Origin of the sequence: Mucilaginibacter sp. KACC 22773, assembly GCF_028736215.1 — a bacterium.
In the GTDB taxonomy this organism is placed as follows: Bacteria; Bacteroidota; Bacteroidia; order Sphingobacteriales; family Sphingobacteriaceae; genus Mucilaginibacter.
Genome location: NZ_CP117883.1, coordinates 1809315 through 1829647 on the forward strand (window position 1 = coordinate 1809315; position 20333 = coordinate 1829647).

General features: G+C 43.9%; 19 protein-coding genes. 11 read left to right on the plus strand and 8 right to left on the minus strand.

The genetic code is table 11. From position 1 onward, the window contains the following. Positions 1-200: 200 nt before the first annotated feature. Positions 201-755, minus strand: coding sequence for a hypothetical protein (locus PQ469_RS07960; RefSeq protein WP_274212466.1), 555 nt, complete (start codon positions 753-755; stop codon positions 201-203). Between the two features lie 73 nt (positions 756-828). Further along, a complete protein-coding gene (locus PQ469_RS07965) occupies positions 829-1893 on the minus strand; it encodes an alpha/beta hydrolase family protein (RefSeq protein WP_274212467.1) in 1065 nt (354 codons plus the stop codon). Between the two features lie 505 nt (positions 1894-2398). Between PQ469_RS07965 and PQ469_RS07970 the strand changes: the two genes are divergently transcribed. After that, a complete protein-coding gene (locus PQ469_RS07970; protein ID WP_274212468.1) occupies positions 2399-2794 on the plus strand; it encodes a hypothetical protein in 396 nt (131 codons plus the stop codon). Positions 2795-2936: 142 nt separating this feature from the next. Further along, entirely contained in the window at positions 2937-3764 is an 828-nt protein-coding gene (locus PQ469_RS07975; protein WP_274212469.1) for an SDR family oxidoreductase, read from the plus strand. Between the two features lie 226 nt (positions 3765-3990). Here PQ469_RS07975 and PQ469_RS07980 read toward each other — a convergent pair whose 3' ends face one another. Both PQ469_RS07980 and PQ469_RS07985 read right to left on the minus strand, forming a co-directional pair. Beyond that, positions 3991-4389 carry a pYEATS domain-containing protein gene (locus PQ469_RS07980; RefSeq protein WP_274212470.1) on the minus strand — a complete coding sequence of 133 codons (399 nt, stop codon included), beginning with the start codon at positions 4387-4389 and terminating at the stop codon, positions 3991-3993. 7 nt (positions 4390-4396) lie between these two features. Continuing rightward, the gene (locus PQ469_RS07985) at positions 4397-5011 is read right to left on the minus strand and encodes a hypothetical protein (RefSeq protein WP_274212471.1); all 615 of its coding nucleotides are present in this window, start codon (positions 5009-5011) and stop codon (positions 4397-4399) included. 631 nt (positions 5012-5642) lie between these two features. On the opposite strand from PQ469_RS07985, the gene PQ469_RS07990 reads away from it, so the two are divergent. The 4 genes from PQ469_RS07990 to PQ469_RS08005 all read left to right on the plus strand — a co-directional run bounded on the left by PQ469_RS07990 (position 5643) and on the right by PQ469_RS08005 (position 8994). Continuing rightward, entirely contained in the window at positions 5643-6080 is a 438-nt protein-coding gene (locus PQ469_RS07990; protein WP_274212472.1) for a hypothetical protein, read from the plus strand. Then, a complete protein-coding gene (locus tag PQ469_RS07995) occupies positions 6073-6624 on the plus strand; it encodes a hypothetical protein (protein WP_274212474.1) in 552 nt (183 codons plus the stop codon). Before PQ469_RS07990 ends, PQ469_RS07995 begins: the two co-directional genes overlap by 8 nt. A 298-nt stretch (positions 6625-6922) precedes the next feature. Continuing rightward, positions 6923-7141: a UPF0175 family protein gene (locus PQ469_RS08000; RefSeq protein WP_274212476.1), complete on the plus strand. Its 219-nt coding sequence runs from the start codon at positions 6923-6925 to the stop codon at positions 7139-7141. Between the two features lie 575 nt (positions 7142-7716). Next, entirely contained in the window at positions 7717-8994 is a 1278-nt protein-coding gene (locus PQ469_RS08005) for a glycosyltransferase (RefSeq protein WP_274212477.1), read from the plus strand. Positions 8995-9165: 171 nt separating this feature from the next. On the opposite strand, the gene PQ469_RS08010 is transcribed toward PQ469_RS08005, so the two are convergent. Continuing rightward, positions 9166-10209, minus strand: a complete 1044-nt coding sequence (locus PQ469_RS08010) for a cellulase family glycosylhydrolase (RefSeq protein ID WP_274212479.1) — start codon at positions 10207-10209, stop codon at positions 9166-9168. A gap of 527 nt (positions 10210-10736) precedes the next feature. Between PQ469_RS08010 and purL the strand changes: the two genes are divergently transcribed. The 3 genes from purL to PQ469_RS08025 all read left to right on the plus strand — a co-directional run bounded on the left by purL (position 10737) and on the right by PQ469_RS08025 (position 14409). Further along, complete coding sequence (purL, locus tag PQ469_RS08015) at positions 10737-12959, plus strand: phosphoribosylformylglycinamidine synthase subunit PurL (RefSeq protein WP_274212480.1); 2223 nt, start codon at positions 10737-10739, stop codon at positions 12957-12959. Further along, on the plus strand, positions 12959-13348 hold the full coding sequence (gloA2, locus tag PQ469_RS08020; protein ID WP_274212481.1) for an SMU1112c/YaeR family gloxylase I-like metalloprotein: 390 nt from the start codon (positions 12959-12961) through the stop codon (positions 13346-13348). The genes purL and gloA2 overlap by 1 nt, the downstream gene beginning before the upstream one ends. 374 nt (positions 13349-13722) lie before the next feature. Then, a complete protein-coding gene (locus PQ469_RS08025; protein ID WP_274212483.1) occupies positions 13723-14409 on the plus strand; it encodes an NUDIX hydrolase in 687 nt (228 codons plus the stop codon). Positions 14410-14627: 218 nt separating this feature from the next. Here PQ469_RS08025 and PQ469_RS08030 read toward each other — a convergent pair whose 3' ends face one another. Next, positions 14628-17342, minus strand: a complete 2715-nt coding sequence (locus PQ469_RS08030; protein ID WP_274212484.1) for a bifunctional YncE family protein/alkaline phosphatase family protein — start codon at positions 17340-17342, stop codon at positions 14628-14630. Between the two features lie 305 nt (positions 17343-17647). Between PQ469_RS08030 and PQ469_RS08035 the strand changes: the two genes are divergently transcribed. Continuing rightward, a complete protein-coding gene (locus PQ469_RS08035) occupies positions 17648-18424 on the plus strand; it encodes a hypothetical protein (protein WP_274212485.1) in 777 nt (258 codons plus the stop codon). A gap of 5 nt (positions 18425-18429) precedes the next feature. Here PQ469_RS08035 and PQ469_RS08040 read toward each other — a convergent pair whose 3' ends face one another. After that, positions 18430-19305, minus strand: a complete 876-nt coding sequence (locus PQ469_RS08040; RefSeq protein WP_274212486.1) for a glycoside hydrolase family 25 protein — start codon at positions 19303-19305, stop codon at positions 18430-18432. A gap of 49 nt (positions 19306-19354) precedes the next feature. Then, positions 19355-19747, minus strand: coding sequence for a group III truncated hemoglobin (locus PQ469_RS08045; RefSeq protein ID WP_274212487.1), 393 nt, complete (start codon positions 19745-19747; stop codon positions 19355-19357). A gap of 135 nt (positions 19748-19882) precedes the next feature. On the opposite strand from PQ469_RS08045, the gene PQ469_RS08050 reads away from it, so the two are divergent. Next, positions 19883-20320 carry a MarR family winged helix-turn-helix transcriptional regulator gene (locus tag PQ469_RS08050; RefSeq protein ID WP_274212488.1) on the plus strand — a complete coding sequence of 146 codons (438 nt, stop codon included), beginning with the start codon at positions 19883-19885 and terminating at the stop codon, positions 20318-20320. Positions 20321-20333: the final 13 nt, after the last annotated feature.

A 20333-nucleotide genomic window follows, 5' to 3' on the forward strand; every position in this document is an offset into this window, starting at 1 on the left:
TTTCTTTATCGTTTTTATGGATGCTTCTTTCTTTGTTAAATTGTCTGGAAGAGGGAGTTTGCGTAAAAACTCTTTGGCTTTTGCAACCCTATCCCAAAAACGAAGCACCAATAATATCGAACACCGAATTTCGAATGTCCAACACCGAAAATTACTTTCAGTGTTCGATATTAAAAGCATGCGCATTTATAACGCCCGTGTTACTTTAAACTCACACCTACCGCTGCCCTTGTTTCGTCATAAAACAAATTCAATGTTTTGGGTTTAGTGCCGGTTGGCAAACGGTAAGTTATCTCGTTTGATTCTTTTGTCGATTCGGCCTCGGCAGAAACATAACCTCCGGATGTTTGCGATATGGAGGTATTATTATCAAGCACCAACCGAAAATCCGACGGTGAAACACCAACGCTGCTGCTGCCAATTTTATTTTTATTGGTAATCGTAATCTTAAATGTCATTTCAATTCCTTCCGATTTGCCGTCGGGGTCGCTTAGGTCGGTCGCGCTTACCGGGCTTATTTTTATGCTTGCTTCTTTTTGTTTGCCAAGTAGGGCGCTATCGGGCGTAAACGATATGGTGTACGTTTTGGGGCTGTTACCGGCCGGCGCATCGGCATGGGCCACAGTCTCTTTCGGGGTATCTTGTTTAACTGCACTATCAGTTTTGCCATTAGCTTCACCGGTGCCGTTTTTTGGCTTACAGGCAAATACAAGCAGTGAAACAGAGAGCATGGCGAATAACGATTTTGTTTTCATAGTGATTTTATTGTAGTTGATAATATATTGATTTTAGTTTTTTTGAGGGTATGGTGTTTTTGGTGTTTGTCTGCTAATTACAGTTAATGCTTCTTGGGTTGGTTGGGCTTCCGCAAGAGAACTCATATTTACTTTGGCTGTATTTGGGGCTGGGGTTATCGGTAACCTCAAGCGGGACCATAAATTGATCATTATATCCCGGCATGGTTACCTGTTCGGCTGAGCCATTGCCCAACGCCACGTTTTTGCCGGCAGTGCTGCCGTTAAAACTGTAATCAATCAGCGCATCCAGTAGCCTGTATACCCCATAGTAATCATAAGCATCATACGCGTTTCTTGAATTGGGCAGCGTGTGGTACGTGGTATAATTGTAACCGGCAACTGTAGATGGTTTGAGGTAATAGAAATCCTTTTCACTATTGGCTATATTGATGTTTTTAAAAATATCGATGGCCAGCCGGTGGTCGTTAATCACATCTTCATCATAAACCTGGCTTATCATTTTAGTATTGGCCGGAAAGCTTTGCAATTGGGCCTGGGTAATCTGGTAGCTGTACCAGGGCGCCATCGTAAACAGCAAACGCCCGTTTTGTCCCCAACCGTTTTGGGTAAAAGCTTTATAGCCCAGGCCTATGGAGGCTCCGCCGCCGAAGGAATGCCCCATAAAGCCCACTTTTTTGGTATCTATAATATTAGGGTAATCTGCCGCTGCTTTGGTAAAGCCAGCCCACAGGGTATAGTAACGATGATCGACACTGATATCGTTTGTTGCATACGGAACAAACACCACTACATAGCCTTTTTTGGCAATGAATTCAAACAGCCCGCGGTTGTATTCCTTATTTTCGCCGCCATAGGGGTGCGAGTAAAATATGGTTGGCCTGGGCGTGCTGATACCGGCCGGGTAAAAGATGGTTACACTGGTGCCCGAGTATTCGGGATTGGCGAAACTGATTTCGGCAACCTGGTAGGAGCCATCAGCGCCGTATCCTGATGCCGGCCGGGAAATAGGCCCCTGCAGGTCGTCATCTGGCGGCGGGGTCTTGGTAGTGTTACCGCTTTTTGAACACGCCGGCAATATCACAAGCAGCAGCATGGTTTTAAATAAAATGTTTTTCATTTTTTGGATCGCTTTCATCGGCTGGTTGTTAAATGTTAAACCTTTTTTCAGATGCATAGCCTTAAAACAAGGCCTGAGTTTTACAAATAGCGCTAAACTTCCGAAAAAGGGATGCGAACCGGCGGTATGTGGGGTTCCTGTTCCATTTTCCAGGCTTATTAAGCTTTATACCTGTTTATATGATGCAAAGATGTTTTTTTAGGGGTAGAGGCAAAGTGTAAAAAGGGCGAAGCTGTAAAAAGCGGGGGTGAAATTCACGCAAAATAAAAACGACGCGCCGGGAATTCAGGGAAATCACTTTTAAAAGTTGACCCTGAAGAAATGTAACTCTTAAGGAGCAAAAAAAGGGTTCACTATTTATTTTCTACAAACAGGTAGCCTCTACGAGGCAGCTTGGAAGTGTATTATCGTTTAAAGGTTAACCGTTTGTAGATGAAGAAGTGTAAAAGGGATTTCCATGTCCGGGAATCAAAATTCTCATCACATACTGAAACAAAAAGCTATTTTTAATCAAAAAATATTGATGAAACGTTTACTGGTATCCCTTTTCATTTTAACGTTGTTTATAACCGGGGTAGAAGCCCAGGACGCTATCGGCACAAGTAAGCATGAAAAGAAGGTTTTAAAACTGATAAACTCGTTACCTGAGATTATAAGGGCCAGGAAGTATATGGCAGAACATACTAAAGAGAAGCGGACGTTAAAAGCTTATATAGAAAGCACGCCTACTTTAAGCAAAAAGTATTACAAAGTTTCGGTGTGCGACGATGCTAATGATCATTTGTTTGCCCACTATAGGTTTAGGGTGAATGCAGGTACTTATGCCATTTATTACGACGATTTTGAGCATGAAAAACTTGTCCCTTTAAAGGTTTGGGAAAAACATGCATATGGCATATATAGCGCGCCTGCATTGTAACCCATTGCCGTACGCCAGCAAGCAATGGATCAACGTTAACAAATGGAGGTGGTTAGAAGCCGGAGAGGATGATTCGTATAACATTCAATAAAAAAGGTAGGATTTTTGTGTCGTAATAATTAACATAAACAAGCATATATTTATGAAGAGTGTAATTGTAGTAATTGGCGCAGGCTCCATAGGGCAGGCTATTGCACGCAGGGTTAGTGCCGGAAAGCATATTTTGCTGGCCGATTTGAAGCAAGAGAATGGAGATGCTGCCGCCAAAGTGTTGAGCGAGGCAGGTTTTGAGGTAAGCGCCACAACGGTCGATATTTCGTCGCGTATGTCTATCCAGGCGTTGGTTGAAAAAGCGACATCAATCGGCAGCATAACCGGATTGATACAAGCCGCCGGTGTTTCGCCGTCACAGGCATCGCCTTCAACGATACTGCATGTCGATCTTTATGGCAACGCTGTCGTATTGGAAGAATTTGGCAAAGTGATAGCCAGCGGCGGATCCGGCGTAGTTATCGCTTCCCAGTCGGGGCACCGCTTGCCAGCATTAACTCCTGAACAGGATAAGGCGTTGGCAACCACACCTGCGGACGAATTGCTTTCTTTAGATTTTTTACAGCCTGCCCAGGTTAAAGATTCATTACATGCTTACCAATTATCCAAAAGAGGGAATTCTCTGCGCGTAATGGCCGAAGCTGTTACTTGGGGCAAACGTGGTGCGCGGATCAACGCGATTAGCCCCGGAATTATTATTACGCCACTGGCTAAGGATGAACTAAGCGGCCCCCGCGGCGAAGGTTATCGCAAAATGATCGATATCTCCGCTGTAGGAAGAGCCGGGACTCCCGACGAGGTTGGAAACGTAGGCGCTTTGCTTATGGGGCAAGACGGAGCCTTCATTACCGGCAGCGACATTTTGATGGATGGCGGTGTAACAGCTGCTTATTGGTACGGCGACCTTGCTCCGAAATAGCGAGATTGACCGCGAATCTTGTGGTCTCTATGCTCTCCCAGCTACTGCAAAGTATTTTCGCTGAGGTTGTTATAACTATGGGGATACCCCGTTGATAAGTAAACACCATGCAGCGTAATAAATACCCAATTCCCCATGTTTAACTCCATCCGGGAGTTTGCGTTTTATAACCATATAAAAACATACTGGTGTACAAATCTTGGGGGGCGGCACTCAAGTGCAGAATTTACCTGTCATTACAAATTAAATTTATATTTCGCTTATTAGGCGACGTTAAATCTACCCGGTACGATTCAAATGTATCTGCTAAGCCGTTATTGTAGCTGATTCTTATTTTTATATAAATCTCTCCCCAGCCTTTATTACACATCGTAAAAAAAGGATTATCACTGTTGTTTATTACCACAATATGTTGCTGCCCATAAGTACCATCCAGCGTATAATCAATTTGTTTTATTGAATTTATAAATTGCGGGTTGCCTATTACAAAAACCTTCCAGCTTTTATAATCGGTTCTGTTATTACTATATTCTTTGTACTCATTGTCAAAATGTTCAGGCCGGGATTGTCCCCAACATTCGGGCAAGGTTAATAATAGGAGAAACAAAATTGATACAATTTTCATGGCGCAATCAATTTTCGGGGATCAGTTCAACAGTAGGAGTTATTGGGTTAAATGTAGGCGACACCCATCTTTTTTTTGTTTTCGTATCTTCCAGCACTACTTTAGGGTAGGCATCCTGAAAATCTTCGTTAGTATAATAAAAAGTGACTTTATAACCTTGTCCCGACGGTTTAACAGGCAGCTCAACGCCATTTTGAATGTCATTATAGTTTTTGTAAAAAGTAAATTTTAATGAAGATACCTCCGGGGGCATGCCGTTTGGAAGGTCCTTTAATTTAAACCGGTAGCAGAAAAAATTTGATTTTAAAATGGTGATGGTTTCGTAGGTGTTTTGTTTAGTATTTATACTGTCCAGCTGCATTCTTTTAATCATTGTTTCATAAGCTGTTAATTTGCTGTCTGTTGATTTATAATAAAAGAAAACACTAACAGCGATGGAGAGTACCGCAATTAATATAAATAACGTTATCACCGAAATATCGAGTTGCAGGCCATAGCCCCCAAAGTGTTGCTTTTCTATCAGTTTTGCCTGGTTTCCCCATCGGTACATAGCCATGCATAGCAAAATGATGATCATCCCAAATATTGGCAGTATTGTGTAGATAAGCGAGCCGATGGTCATGTCGATGCGAGTTACAACCTTAATTTGCTACTTGAAAAAACTTATTTAAATGTAAAGCTTATTTAAATTTCAGGTAAATGAATTTCTTTAAAATAAAGTTATTGTATCGCAAATTGTAAACTATTGTAAATGAAATGTAAACTATTGTAAATGATGTTTTACACTTTATACTGATATCCCCCCGGCAAGATTATCCTGTGCCGGCCGAAATTAAAGCACCTGCGGAAAAATGGGTTGCACATATTCTTTTTATTCACTATATTAGTTTAATATTCAGTCTGTTATAAGTTGCCGGTATTTTAATTTCTCCGTTTTAAAATGCCAGTCAATCTGTGCCCTCTTAAGCCTGTTAGTATGACTTTGCAATGTGTTTTAAAAAAAGCTGCTATCCTTTTGGTCTTTATGCTCATGTAGCTTAAAGGGTTTTTCGCAAACTGATAGTCTTCGTTTTTATGCCGGTCAGTTAGATTCAATTTATAGTAAATGGGTTAACTCGCCCGATAGCACGCTTAAAAAAGATTCGGTTATAACGGCCTTTTTACACGTAAACCCTACATCTAAGATAAAAGCTGCAGGCACGCTTCAAGGCTTTGCCCTTACATATAATACCCCCGAAATAAACTGGTATGATTTGGCAACGGTAATAGATAAAGATTCTGTTGGTTATTTAATTAAGGTGCGCATCCCCCGAAAAATTTATGATCAGCATAAGATGCTCACTTGCTGGGCTGTTTGGTGGGGGCGCGAGACGCAGGTTGTTAAATATGGCGGTATTAATATGCGGATAAAACTAACGCTGCAATCCCAACCGCAAAAAGCCAGCGTATATTTAATACCGCACAGAATTTGGAAGAGCAAATTTGAAAACACCACGTGGCAAGATCATATCGGTTTGTTGAGTGATTACATGGTGGATAGCGATCAAACAAATACAGCTGTAACCATTGATGAAACTGTTTATACAGTGGTATTTAAGCTGGGCAATAAATTCCTTACCCGTACGCACTATACCAGGCCGATGGATATTGAACCAACTCAAAAAGTCACTGTAGATTTTCAAAATGAATAAATGGAAAACTATTTTAAAAGCCGGTTCGGGAGTGTTTGCAACCATTCCGGGTTTGGGGGTGCTTTTAAGCAATATAGGGGTACCGCCCGATAGTTCAAAATACCTGTTTTGTGGCATTATAGAATCCTTTGGCGTATTTACGCTTTTAATATTGAGGTTCAACTCCGGCTATTTCAAATCCCTTTCTGTAAAAACTATCAATCTTTTAGCTATCGTTTCGATAGTAACATTTGGGCTTACATTGTTTTTTTACCTGTTCCTTTTTAACCAGTATGTTGTGGGGTATAAGGATTCGAAGCCCGTGTTTTTCCCGGTATGGCCCCAGGGCGAACTTAGGCAGGGGCTGCAGGAAACAGGCAGTAAAGCCAACTTAATAAGGGAGTGGGGCCGTGACGATGTACGCACGGTTATCCAGTCGTCGTCATCGGCCATGTTAAACTATAGCATGCTGCTGTTTTTACTAATATACCAACTGATTTTCGTATCGCTTACCTTTGCATTTGGGATACTTTCGATAAGGGTTAGCGAGATTGATAAAGGATAGTGTTGGCGAACTTTTCTGGAATGAGGCAGTTTTAGCGTTAAAGTGTACTGTACCGGTACAAGGTGACACACCCTGATACGGGATGACACGCCCTGGTACGGGGTGGTACGCCCTGGTACACCCTGGTACGGGGTGGTACACCACTGGCGGTTAATATTTTTAACCGAAACGGGGTTTTTGAGCCAGGAAATCGGTCTTATGCTTTACCAGTAATCCGCGCCGTTGTTTGAGGGGGGACGGAACCTGCTTCTGATAAAACATGTTACGTTTTAATTTGAATAATGCTTATCTTTATAGTATGACTACGATTACAATACAGGTTCCTGATGCGCTGGAAAAAGCGCATGATGAAACCGTGCGTTTGATTGCAGCCAAATTGTACGAGGCTGGCAAACTATCATTAAGCCAGGCTGCCGAAATGTGCGGAATGAAAAAATGGGATTTTGCTGAAATCCTGATCAATTTTGGCGTAAACTACCTTGACCCAAGTGTTGAGGCCGACCTGGATCATGCCTGAAAATACTATTGTTATTACCGATATCAGCTCTTTATATCACAAGTCAGCCACCCACATCCAAACGCACAAGACTTGCGCTAAAATGTCCCATATCACAAGTCAGCCGCCCACTCCAAACGCACAAGACGCTAAAATGGAAAAAGCCAGCGGAAGTATTCAATTTTCATTCTGTTAATTCTTTAATTCTGAAAATTCTGATTCAGACAAAAGCGTTAGGGATTGGCGCGGATACCGGCCAATGAGCGTAATGCCTGCAGGCGTATGAGCAGAAAGCCCGGCCCGCAGGGAACGCCATTGTTAAAGTCAAAATTCAAAAGTTAAAAGTCAAAAATGATTTGCAGGGTGTAGAAACGGTTTCTTGGCAGTGCGCCGTTCCCGCAATGTTATTAAGGTTCCGTACCTCTGGCACGGAGCTTCATTTTTGCTTTTTTGCTACAAAGCTATTCCCCCGCTGGGGGAGAAGTTAGCGTCCTCATTCCAGGCCTATTGATTACTTCATATCACCCATTAATTTTTTACCAATTACTAAAACAATTCCTTTTGTATCAGTTTATTTGTAAATAAACCAACCACAATTGAACATAGGGATTTTTACTTACGGAACACGGGGCGATATACAGCCCTATATTGCTTTGGCTTTAGGGCTTATCAACAAAAGGCACCGGGTAATTATTGCGGCGCCAGGAAATTTTAAGGAATTGGTGGAGGGCTATGGCCTTGCCTTTCATCCGCTGTATGGAAATGCCGAGGAAATGATGAATTCGCCGGAGGGGCAAAGTGTACTAAAAACAGAGAATGCGATTAAGCTGATGAAGTACTTTTTTAAAGCGCTTCATGAAATAAGGGGGCCTTTACGCAAAAGCTGTATAGAAGGAATTAACCAGGTAGATTTTATTATAGCCAATGCAGCAACGCTGCCCATTACCAGCGCGATTGCAGAAAAACAACATAAAAAAATTGCGCTGACCTATTTTATGCCGCCGGTTGTACCTACAGCTGAATTCCCCTTGGGCGATTTTGATTTCCTGAATTTTCCCTGGTATAATAAACTTACCTATAAGCTGGCGCACCTGTTTTTCTGGAAGTTTGTAAAGAAAGAGACCAACGAATTCAGACAAGAATTAGGCCTGCCCATTTTAAAAGTAAACCTTATAGACTATATTGGCAAGCAACAGCCACTCGACTTATATTGCTTAAGCCCCAGCCTGATTCCGCAACCTAAAGATTGGGATGATAACCATAAAATAACCGGTTTTTTAACTGTTCCTGAAGAAAAAATACCAGGCCAGTTTAGGGACGAAACCCCGGCCACATTAAATGATTGGTTACAGCAAGGTGATAAACCCATATACATTGGCTTTGGCAGTAACGGTGTTGGCAATACCGAAAAGTTTATAAACATTTTAAACACCATTTTAAATAAAACCAATGAGCGGGTTTTGTTTTGTACAGGCTGGTCGCTTTTTGAAAACTTGCCGGTGCATAAAAACCTGTTTGTAGCAAAATATGTAAACCACGGGGCTGTATTACCAAAATGCAAAGCTGGGGTGTTTCACGGCGGCGCGGGTACGCTGGCAGCTATGCTGCGTAGCAATTTGCCGGTAATTATTATTTCGTTTTACACCGACCAGCCAACCTGGGGCAAAATAGCCGAACGGATGAAATTCGGGGTGCATATCCCGGTTAAAAAACTCGATGCCGATAAGCTGATTTCGGCGCTATCAAAAATTCAAATCAATGAAGTAAGGAACAATGCGGCAGCTATTGGCGGGCAAATAAGGAATGAAAAAGGACTTGAAAATGCGGTGAACGAAATTGAAAAGTACTTTAATGAAGCAGTTACCGGAAATTAAGCCCAATCTACATAGTTTTATACATGGCAGACGGCTTTAGAGTTTCTTTTCAAGTAGGTATTGAAGAGCCCGAAATAAAAAACCGCCTCATAATTGCATATGAGGCGGCCTTATTGGTTGTCTTGCTAACGATATTCTTGAATATATATTAAAGGTAAATTGTAAAAACGGTTAGTTTAGTCCCCAACCGTAACGAACGCGGAAGACGCCGGAAGAATTGACAGTGGTGAGGGTGATGTTGTTGCCGCTTCCGCCTCTTGTTTGGATGCTGTAACTATCATTGTCTCTCAGGCCAGGCCAGTAAACGCTGGCAATACCATTGTTCCGGAATACATTACTCGATCCTACGATGTAAGCAATCTCATTGTCGGATTGTGAACCATTCTGGTAATCTTTACCACTGTTCATTGTTGCCCCAAATTCGGTAACTACAGTCCTTGAACCATAACTGCCATATCTGTTTTGCCAGTCGGTTTGCCATCCAGCGGTAGAGTGTGTTGACCAATAAGCATAGTTATGCAATGAAAGCAGGCAGCTGGTAAAGCGGCTGTCGGCGCCAACCCCGGTTACGTTGTCTGAATAGCCAGTACCGCTTAGCAACACCCTGCCTTTTGCAACGCTGGGATAATTAGCCAGCCACTGCGCATAGATGGTTGTTAAACTGGATAAACTGTAGCCGTGCGGTTCATTAAACACCTCGAAATAAACGTTACTGTTGCTGCCATATTTATTAACTACAGTTTGCCACATGGCCCAAAAATTGGTCATGTTATCTATCAATCCGTCGTTGGCCGATGCGCTATCCCAGCAACATATAATTACTTTCATTCCTTTGTTAAGGGCTGCATCTATGGCACCGGTATAAGCGCTCCACCACGACTGGGATACACTGGGATAATTAATAGGTAACCTTACTGTATTGACGCCCGGCATGTTGGTTTGAAAGCCCGATAATATTGAATTGGCTTTTGCATTAACCGTGCTGTAACTGTCGGAAGCGGTTAAACCGGATGGGATAACCCAGCCATCCACAAAGTTATCGCGGCCATCGGCCCAGTTTACACCGGCTATGGAGGCAGCTCCAACCGCCATTGTGGTTGCCGAACTTGTTGGTTTGGCATTTGCCAATGAGTTCGCTGGTGTCAGGTCGGCAGTGTTTTTTGTACAACTACAAAAAACAGAAATGGAACATAAGAAAATTAAGGTTTTTTTCATTTGGTTTTTTTGGTTTATAATTGGTTGGTTAGCAAGCATATTTGGCATATATCCCGTAAAGCCGTCAAAGCATAGGCTACGGAATTGGTTAGTACGCAATAGTTGATAATCAGAACCAGGAAGTTTTGGTTGGTTTATAATGTGAGGCTAAGGTAGATGGCAATGTGCAATATAATGACTGGCTTAATCAGCATTGTAAGGGGGTAAACTCAGCATTTGCGTGTTTTTTTCTGTCCCTCAGCTTTCTAACTGCAAATTCCATTTCCTGTGAGTTTCTTTTAAAGAGGGTATGTGTATACGCTTCTTTTATTAAACAACCAACGCTTTTTAGCAGCGGGTAGTTAGTATCAAGTATCAAGACGGGAGAAAAGTCCGGAAGTCCGATCGGTCAGTTGTCAGATGGCATTCCTCTTTCCCGACTTTCGGACTCCCGGACTTTCGGACTTTTTTCCATCTCAATACTACCTTTCGCCTTTCCGCTTTTTTTCCTAATTTTGCGCATCCTTTCAAAATAAAACAATATTACCTTGGAGCACCAGGAATTAACCACCGTTGAAACCGCCAAAGATTTAGGCTTACTACCCGAAGAATTTGAACGTATTAAAGAGATATTAGGGCGCGTGCCCAACTTTACCGAACTATCCATCTTTGCGGTAATGTGGAGCGAACACTGCTCGTACAAAAACTCCATCACCTGGCTAAAAACCCTGCCTAAAGACAGCGACCGTATGCTGGCCAAAGCAGGTGAAGAAAACGCCGGCCTGGTTGACCTTGGCGATGGCATTGGCTGCGCTTTCAAAATAGAATCACATAACCACCCGTCGGCGCTTGAACCTTACCAGGGTGCTGCAACCGGCGTGGGCGGTATTAACCGCGATATATTTACCATGGGTGCAAGGCCCATTGCCCAGCTAAATTCCCTGCGCTTTGGCGACCTTAAGCTGGAGAAAACCCAGTGGCTGGTTAAGGGTGTGGTAAAAGGCATCAGCCATTACGGAAACGCCTTTGGCATCCCTACCGTTGGCGGCGAATTGTTTTTTGACGATTGCTACAACGTTAACCCGTTGGTAAACGCCATGTCGGCAGGTATTGTTAAGGCGGGCGAAACCGTTTCGGCAACATCATACGGCGTGGGTAACCCTGTTTATATTGTAGGTTCGGCCACAGGTAAAGATGGTATCCATGGCGCGGCCTTCGCGTCGAAGGATATCAGCAAAGATTCGGTGAACGATTTGCCTGCCGTACAGGTAGGCGATCCTTTCCAGGAAAAACTGTTGTTAGAGGCTACCTTAGAAGTTATTAAAACCGGCGCCGTGGTTGGTATGCAGGATATGGGCGCTGCCGGTATCATTTGCTCCAACTCCGAAATGAGTGCCAAAGGCGAGCATGGTATGCGTATCGACCTGGATTTGGTACCTACCCGCCAGCCAAACATGAAGCCTTACGAAATCCTGCTTTCTGAATCACAGGAGCGCATGCTGATTGTGGTACATAAAGGCCGTGAAAAAGAGGTGGAAGCCGTATTTGATAAATGGGACCTTAACTGCGCCATCATAGGCGAGGTTACCGATACCCAGCGTTTAGAGTACTACATGCACGGCGAAAAAGTAGCCGATGTACCTGCCGATGACCTGGTTTTAGGCGGCGGCGCCCCTGTTTACGAACGCGAATACCGCGAGCCCGCTTATTTTGCCGAAAACAAGAAATTTAATATTGATGATGTTGCCGAGCCCGCCAATTTGGTTGAGGTTGCCGAGCATCTTTCTGCACACCCTAACCTGGCATCAAAACGTTGGGTAACCGACCAGTACGATAGCATGGTAGGTGTACAAACCATGACAGCCAACCTGGCCTGCGATGCAGCCGTTGTAGCCGTTAAGGATACCAACAAGGCCATTGTATTAACAACAGACTGTAATTCGCGCTACGTATACGCCGACCCTTACACGGGTACAGCGATAGCCGTTGCCGAAGCCGCACGTAACATTACCTGCGCCGGTGGCGAGCCTGTTGCTATTACCAACTGCTTAAACTTTGGTAACCCTTATAATCCCGAAGTATACTGGCAGTTTGTAAGCGCCATTAAAGGTATGGGCGATGCCTGCCGCAAGTTTGAAACCCCTGTTACCGGTGGTAACGTAAGTTTCTACAATCAATCTGCCGATGGCGGTTCGGTATTCCCAACACCAACTATTGGTATGCTGGGCGTAATGGAAGATACCGAAAATATCATGACCGCCGATTTTAAACAACCAGGCGACCTGATTTACCTGATAGGCGAATCGGTAAATGATATCGCTTCATCGCAATACCTGGCCTCATGGCATAAAATTACCGCATGCCCGGCCCCGTATTTCGATATCGAAAAAGAGTATGCTACGCAGCAAACCATTAAAGAACTCATTAAACACCGCGTGCTTGAAAGCTGCCATGATGTGGCCGATGGTGGTTTATATACTTGCTTGTTAGAGTCCGCCATGCCAAACGGCCTGGGCTTTGATATCGAAACGGATGCGGCTATCCGTAAAGATGCTTTCCTTTTTGGCGAGGCGCAAGGCAGGATAGTGGTAACCGTAGCACCAGAAGAGCAGGAACGTTTTGTAGAGTTTATGGCCACCAGCGAAACGGAGTTTAGCCTGCTGGGTACTGTAAATAACGGTTTCCTGAATGTAGATGGCGAACTATTTGGCCACGTTACCGATGTTAAAATGGTACACAGCAATGTGTTACATTCAATATTAGGCGAATAATGCTGAAACTGAACCGGGTACACCACATCGCCATTATTTGTAGCGACTACCAAAAGTCGAAACATTTTTACAGCGAGATACTTGGTTTAAAAATAGTGCGCGAGGTTTACCGCGAAGCACGGCAATCATACAAGCTTGATCTGGAAGTGGGCGACCGCTACCAGATTGAGCTTTTTTCATTTCCACACCCAGCCCCACGTCCGTCGCATCCTGAAGCTGCCGGCCTGCGCCACTTAGCCTTTGAGGTGGATAACCTTGACGAGGCCGTATTACATCTGCAGGAATTGGGGGTAGAGGTAGAACCTATCCGGGTGGATGAACTTACCGGTAAATGCTTTACCTTCTTCGCAGACCCGGATGGCTTGCCATTGGAGTTGTATGAAGGATAGTGGTAAGTAGTAAGTAGTAAGTAGTAAGTATCAAGTATCAAGATTTGACATTCGGACAAAAGACTTTCGGGCTTAAAAACCAATGCAGCAGTCTTACTACTTGATACTAATGTGGGCGTTGCCTGCGGCCAGGCTCTATGCTCATACTGCACAGGCCTTAGCCACATTGGCCGGTATCCGCGTCGATCCTTAATGCAATTGTCTGAACTCGGATTAAACAGATTTATCTGATTTTTGGGATTTTGATTTGCAGAAGGATCAATTGGTTTAAGAAAAAAATCCTGTAATTCCTTTAATCTGCTTAATCCGAGTTCAGACAAATAACCATCGCTAATAATTTGCGTAAATTTTCCGCATATTGATAACTTTGCAATATGCCCACCACCCAGGATATTAAAGTAGCCGTTGATGCCGTAGTATTTGGATATACCTCCAAAGAAGGCCTATCCGTGTTGCTGATTAAACGCAACATCAATCCTTTTAAAAATAAATGGGCATTGCCCGGCGGCCTGGTGGGCAACCATGAATCATTAGAGGATGCCGTACAACGCGAATTAAAAGAAGAAACCGGCATCAGCATCACCTACCTGGAACAGCTATATAGTTTTGGCAATCCGGGTCGCGACCCGCGTAACAGGGTTATCTCCATCACTTACTATGGCTTGGTTAAACCGGATGCATTCGAGATTAAGGCTGATACCGACGCCGCCGAGGTGGCCTGGTTCAATATAAAAAAAGTCCCTCAACTGGCGTTTGATCATAATACGATTATTGGCGCGGCACATGATCGCCTCAAAAACAAAATCCTTTACCAACCGGTAGGCTTCGAGCTGCTGGAAGAAAAATTTCCCTTCTCCGAATTGGAAAAACTCTATATGGCCGTGTTGGATAGAGAGATGGACCGGCGTAACTTCAAGAAGAAAGTCGTCAAGTTTGGTTTCCTGGAAGAAACAACAGAAAAACAAGTGCTTGAGGGAGCGGGCAGGCCAGGAAACCTGTTCCGTTTTAACCAGGAAAAATATTTCCAGCTTCAAAAACAAGGTATCAATTTCGAAATTTAATTTTTTGCACAGTTTTTATTGGGCGAGCTGTGAACCGGCGGGGCAATTGGTCGGGAAAATAAGTCAGCCTACAGCCAGCTACCACGTATATAACTATCGTCTTTATGCTCCTCGGCCCCGTTTTTCCTGTCGGCCCCACCGCATTCGATACAGCTATCAATGCGCCAATTTTCCGCGCTTTATCAAGAAAGAGGGGGGGGGGCATCTCCAGGGCCTCATTAATCGTCATCATCATCCTTGCCGGCTTTGCCCGCTAATTTTGTGGGGTAAGTTTTTTTACCTTTTGCGGCGTACCATAAAATGCGGTTCAGCATGTCGTCGTTACCGCCATCAATATGGTCAAACTCTGGCTTTGATGATGCTTTGGCAAAATATAAAGCCTGCCCCTTAAGCGCGGCAAGTTTAGGGTTGATATTATTTAGCGGGATACGGTTTGGCACAGCGTTGTAAGTGTAGGCAGTTGGCCTGTCGCTAAAGCAGCCAAACATGGGCAAAGCTGTTGCATCAATAATATTCATCGGCGGGATGCCCAATATTTGTTCTATCGACCGTACAACGCAAGTTTGGTTATAATTGGTTGATACGGTTTTTTGCAATTGACTGTACGGACTTACAACAAAACCGGTTGTACGGTAAGCAGATACGTGGTCCCACCCGGCTTGCGAGTCATCCTCGGTAACAAATATCACGGTGTTTTTCCAGAAACGGCTTTTGGATACGGCTTCAATAATGCGGCCAAGGGCAAGGTCGTTATCGGCCACCATTGCTTCCGGTTTAGGAAGGCCTGGCCGGGTACCTTGCGTATGATCGGTTGATAGCGCCATTACCATCAGTTCGGGCAGTTCATCGCCGGCTTGTTTTTCATAGCCCTTTAACTCGTTGATAAAAGCCGAGGCCCGTATCTGGTCGGTTATTTTTAACTCGTCCGATCCGGGGTAGTTTTGCGATAGCATGGGCCTCACCCTTGATATGGTACTGGTGTTATAAAACTTAAGCGGGATGCCGGCTTTATAATTATTGTACATATCCGTCCAGCTTAATTTTTCATCATAATGCGGTGCCGATGCCTCGCCGTAGATCCGTACTTTTTTACCGTGGTCGGCGGCGTTATTCCATATAAAACCTTTCTTGTCGTACACCAACGCGTCTTCCTGCACGTGCGGGTAGCTGCGGAACCAGGCGCGCACGTTTTTTTCTACGTAGTCGGTCACCATGGCGGCATCAGTCCATTGGTGCCCTTCGGCCGAGCATTTGCCGGATGCATAGTAATTATCAAGCAATACAAAATCTTTGGCCAGTTTATGCTGGTTGGGGGTGATGCTATCGCCATAAATACACAACGAGGGCATGCCTTTACCTTGTGGCAAATCGCCTAAAACCTGGTCATAAGTGCGGTTTTCTTTGATAATGTATAATACGTGCTTAAATACCGATGGTTCGCCAATACGATAAGGCATTGGCTTAGGGGCGATGTTTTTACGTGGCACCAGTTGTGCTATATCCTGCCTGAAGGTAAGGTTAAGCGTTTTAACCCGATTGGTATATGTTTTTAATAACTCATCATCAGGTAAGGGGATGATAGATACCGTAGCCTTTTCGTGGTGCGAGTTATAAGCGGTAACATCATCAGGCACCTGAGGCCCGGCTTTAAACTCTTTGGTGCTTACCCTTGATCCTTCGCCTTCCAGGTTGGTTACAAAAAGGGTGTTGTCAACAACCAGTAAGCCGCCTGGATAAGCCTCGGTAGGGATAAAACCTTTAACAGTTGTTTTACCCTTGCCATTAGCTGATGAAACTGACCCAAGCTGAACTACCGCAACCGCATTATCAAGCCCGTTGGCAACGTACAATGTGTTACCGTCGTTACTGAGCGCAAGTGCGTTTGGCGAATCGCCTATGTAGCCATTTTTATCCTGCATCAACCTTACCGGGATGGTTTCAATCACCTTAAAAGTTGCTGCGTTTATTACGGATACGTTATCACTGTTGGCATTGGCAACATATAAAAAGTTGTTGCTTTTATCGGTTATGATAACATTAGGATGCAGGCCAACGGAAATTTCTTTCAATGCATTCCCGCTTGCAATATCAAATGCCTGTACGCTCCCGGTACTTGTTGCGCCTGTTTTTGGGTCGATGTAGGTTTTGCCATAAGGTACGCCCGCGGTTTCCCTGCTGGTTGTATCGGCAGGTTCGGCACCGCCCCAGTTGGTAATGAACAGGCGTTGCCCAACAAGCGCAAGGCCATAAGGCGCTACCCCGGTTGGTTTGGTATAAATGGTTTGGCCGGTGCTTAGATTGATTTTTACAAGCTGGTTGTTGCCGTTTAAAGCCACATATAAATAATCGGTACCGGCTTCATTGTTAATAACCAGTTCATTGGGCAAGGCCAACGGCGATGGCGCAGCGGGTTTGAATTCAAATGCATTTTTGATACTGATATTTTGCCCGTCCCATACGGCTTGCATCACAAATGATTTATGCGAATCGCCATTGGCGGCGCTCCAGAAAATCTGTGTTTCTGAGCCATTTTTATGAACCTTTAAGCCCGAATAGGTGCTCATCAGGCCGTTGTATCGTTTATCCTGGGTATAAGTCCATTGTGCTATAACCTTGCTGCCAACAGAATCTATGAGGGTAATGCCGTACCGGTCTTCAACGGCTAAAACCGAGGTTCCCGGGATCAGTTTGATATCAAGGCTATGGTTTTCAAAATTCGGGTCGCCAAAGCGCACCACTTTACCGGCCGGATCAATTAGCCTGTTGTACGGCATCATTACAGGCAATATCTTATCGTTTAAGGTGCTATCGTCATAGGTGCTGTGCATATTGCTTTGTTCCTGGTTGCCACTGGTGCCATCGGTTATAACCGAATGACAGGCAGAAAACAGCGTGATCAATAAAGCACAAAAAGATAATGTAGATATTTTCATAGTATAAGATGTCCTGGATGATGGAGGCCTTTCGGCGCTAAAAGTTTTGATATATGATACACTTGCGTTGCACATAGCGGAGTCATCGACTTATCGTTGCGCTTTCTGTTTCCAAACAAATTGCTCATATTTATGCAAGATACTTCCATTCTGCCATGAAAAACTGTGTACTCCTGTGTATGTGTTTAATTGTGTTGTGCGCTTGTTCACATAAAAAGCAACCTTCGGCAGAAACGAAACATGCTGTTAAGGCTAATAAGCCGGCTAAAACTAAAACCACGAATAAGCCGCAATATACAAACCCCTTGTTTAATCAGTATGTGGTATTTATTAAATCTTTAAATTTAACCGATCCGGAAAATGCCACAAAGGCCGCGAGAAGGTATGCAGATTTATTTAAAGGACAAGCGCCTGCCACTTGCGACACCGCTTTTTTGATTTTTAGCGCATACTACGATAAACTGAATAATAGTCTTGATGATACCCATTTTAACCGTGCCGACCGAAGCGATACTATACTCATAGGTAAAGTAAAGCCAGGCAAACTGCCGGTAAAAGTTGCAAAATACCTTAAGCAATTAAACGATAACGGTTTTACAATTATTATGGAAGAAGGGGATACCTATGTGGGGCAAGACAGGGATTTTATAGCCAGGTGGTTTTATGATGCTGTTTCGCCGGTTATGAAGGTGTACCTGGAGCAATTAAATAAGGAGAATAAGGCTATTTACGTGGAGGATGCTTCGATAATTATAAGCGCAAAGCAGTTGGTAGACAGGGAAATATGGTGGGAGCAATTTGTTAAGGACAACCCCGGTTTTATAAGCATTGCCGATGCTGCCATTAACCAAAAAAGTTACTTGCAGGCACTGCTCCAGGGAACCGATAACACCTGGGTTATGGACGATAAAAACAATTTAAGCGATTATTTTAAAGACGCTTACAGCTATCTGCTGGATAAATACCCTTTGTCATCTGCCGCTAAACTCGTAGCGCCATACTATGCCTTTTTAAAGGAGGGACGTAGGTACCGGGCCGATAGCTTGATGAATGTTTATAAGAAAGAAGGGATAACGGGGTGATTTTTTTACTTCACCAGCAATTTTTCAAAAGCAGTAGTATCGCCTTTAAAAATACTCATATCAACTCTTTCATTAATGCCATTGATATGGGCCCTGTCGGAGTGTTGCCAAAACTGCCAGTTGGTATTGCTGCTTACATTTAATTGGGGTTGGTAATAGTGGGCTATCCACAGCGGGTACTCGTCAAAATAGCCTTGCAGGTAGTCCCGGTAAAAACTTAGGTTGGTGTAAATAATGGGTTTTACACCGGTTTTAGTTTCTATTTGGTGAATGAACAGCTTAAGCTGGGTACGCATTTTTTCGGGTGTGGTGCGGTATAGCCTCTCCACGTCGACAACCATCGGCAGGTCGCCTTTTTCAATTTTTACCGTTTGCAGCATGAATTTAGCCTGCCATAAGCCGCTTTTTTGGGGCAAAAAGAAATGGTACGCGCCGCAAATCAGGCCGGCCTTCGGAGCTTCGCGCCAATTGCGCTGGAAATAAGGATCAGTCATTAAAACACCTTCAGTAGCCTTAATAAATGCGAATTTGATATGTACGCCATCCTCGTTCATTTGCTTTACCTTTTGCCAGTTTATTTTGCCCTGGTACGATGACACATCAATGCCGTGCACGGTATAATTGGCCGGTATGCGCACGCCAAAACTTTTATAGGTACGGTAATTAGTGGGCTCGCCGGCATCCAGTATCCATCGCCAGGTTGCGGTTGCCGTTTTTAAAACATAGCCATAATAAAAAGGAGAAAGCACTATGAGTAGTAAGCCAATAGCAGCAAATATCCATCCTGTAGGAACTGCGGACGATGTTTTTTTCTTCGCGGCAGCTTTCCGTTTTACCGGAACTGTGGTTTTGGCAGGTGTTTTTTTAACAGGTGGCGGCACAAGGCAAAATTACTAAAATGCGCCCGCATATTGCCCGGTAAATAAATAGCTAAACGATATTATGCGGATTATTTTTAAAGTAGGCTATTTTATATTGGAACATTTCGGCCATTTTACCGGCACGCCATTTGGCTTCATCGGCCTTTTCGCCGGCAAAAAGGCTGTCAACTGTGGCTGTAAATAAATTCAGCCACTCATTAAAATGCTTTTCGTCAATAGGTAAGCGTGCATGGGGCGGAAACGGGGCGCCATTATACGTATGTTCCTGTAAGAGCAGGGTTTGCCAAAAGGTATACATTTTTTCCAGGTGGGGCAACCAGCCATCGCCTAAGCGTTGGTTAAAAACGGGAGCCAGCAAAACGTCTTCGCCAACTTTATTGTAAAAGGTATCAACTAATAGTTTGATATCATCTAATGAAGTTATATCGTGTTTTGTACTCATGGCTATACCAGCAATTCCACAGCAAAGCTACCCAAAGTGATATAACACCAATGTAAAAAATAGAGGTAATTCAACAAATGCTTAAAATTACCTTATATTTGTAAGGTAAACTTATAAGTTTACTTTATAATAAAAATGACAGAGCAAAAAGATATTCAACTGGCAGCCGACCTGCGTACAGTTGTAACCAGGCTGATTAAAGTACTGCGAAAACATTCGGTTACAGCCGACAAGCTGTCGTTAACCGAACGGTCGACGATTGCCCTGCTTGATCAGCACCAGGAATTGCTGCCTAACGAACTGGCGGCTATGGAAAAAATAACTACCCAAAGCATGTCGCAGATATTGGCCAACCTGCTGCAGCGCGGTTTAATTAAAAGGCGGATCTCGGAAACCGATAAGCGTAAAGCCATCATCACTTTGTCTGATCTTGGCCGCAACATGCTATACCAGGTGCGTAACGAGCGCAACGCCTGGCTTAATGATGCCATAACAGCAACCTGTACGCCAGAGGAACAGGAATTGATAAAAAAAGCCATTGGCCCGCTAACAAAAATTGTTGATTTTGAATAAAGCCTTTGTAAAA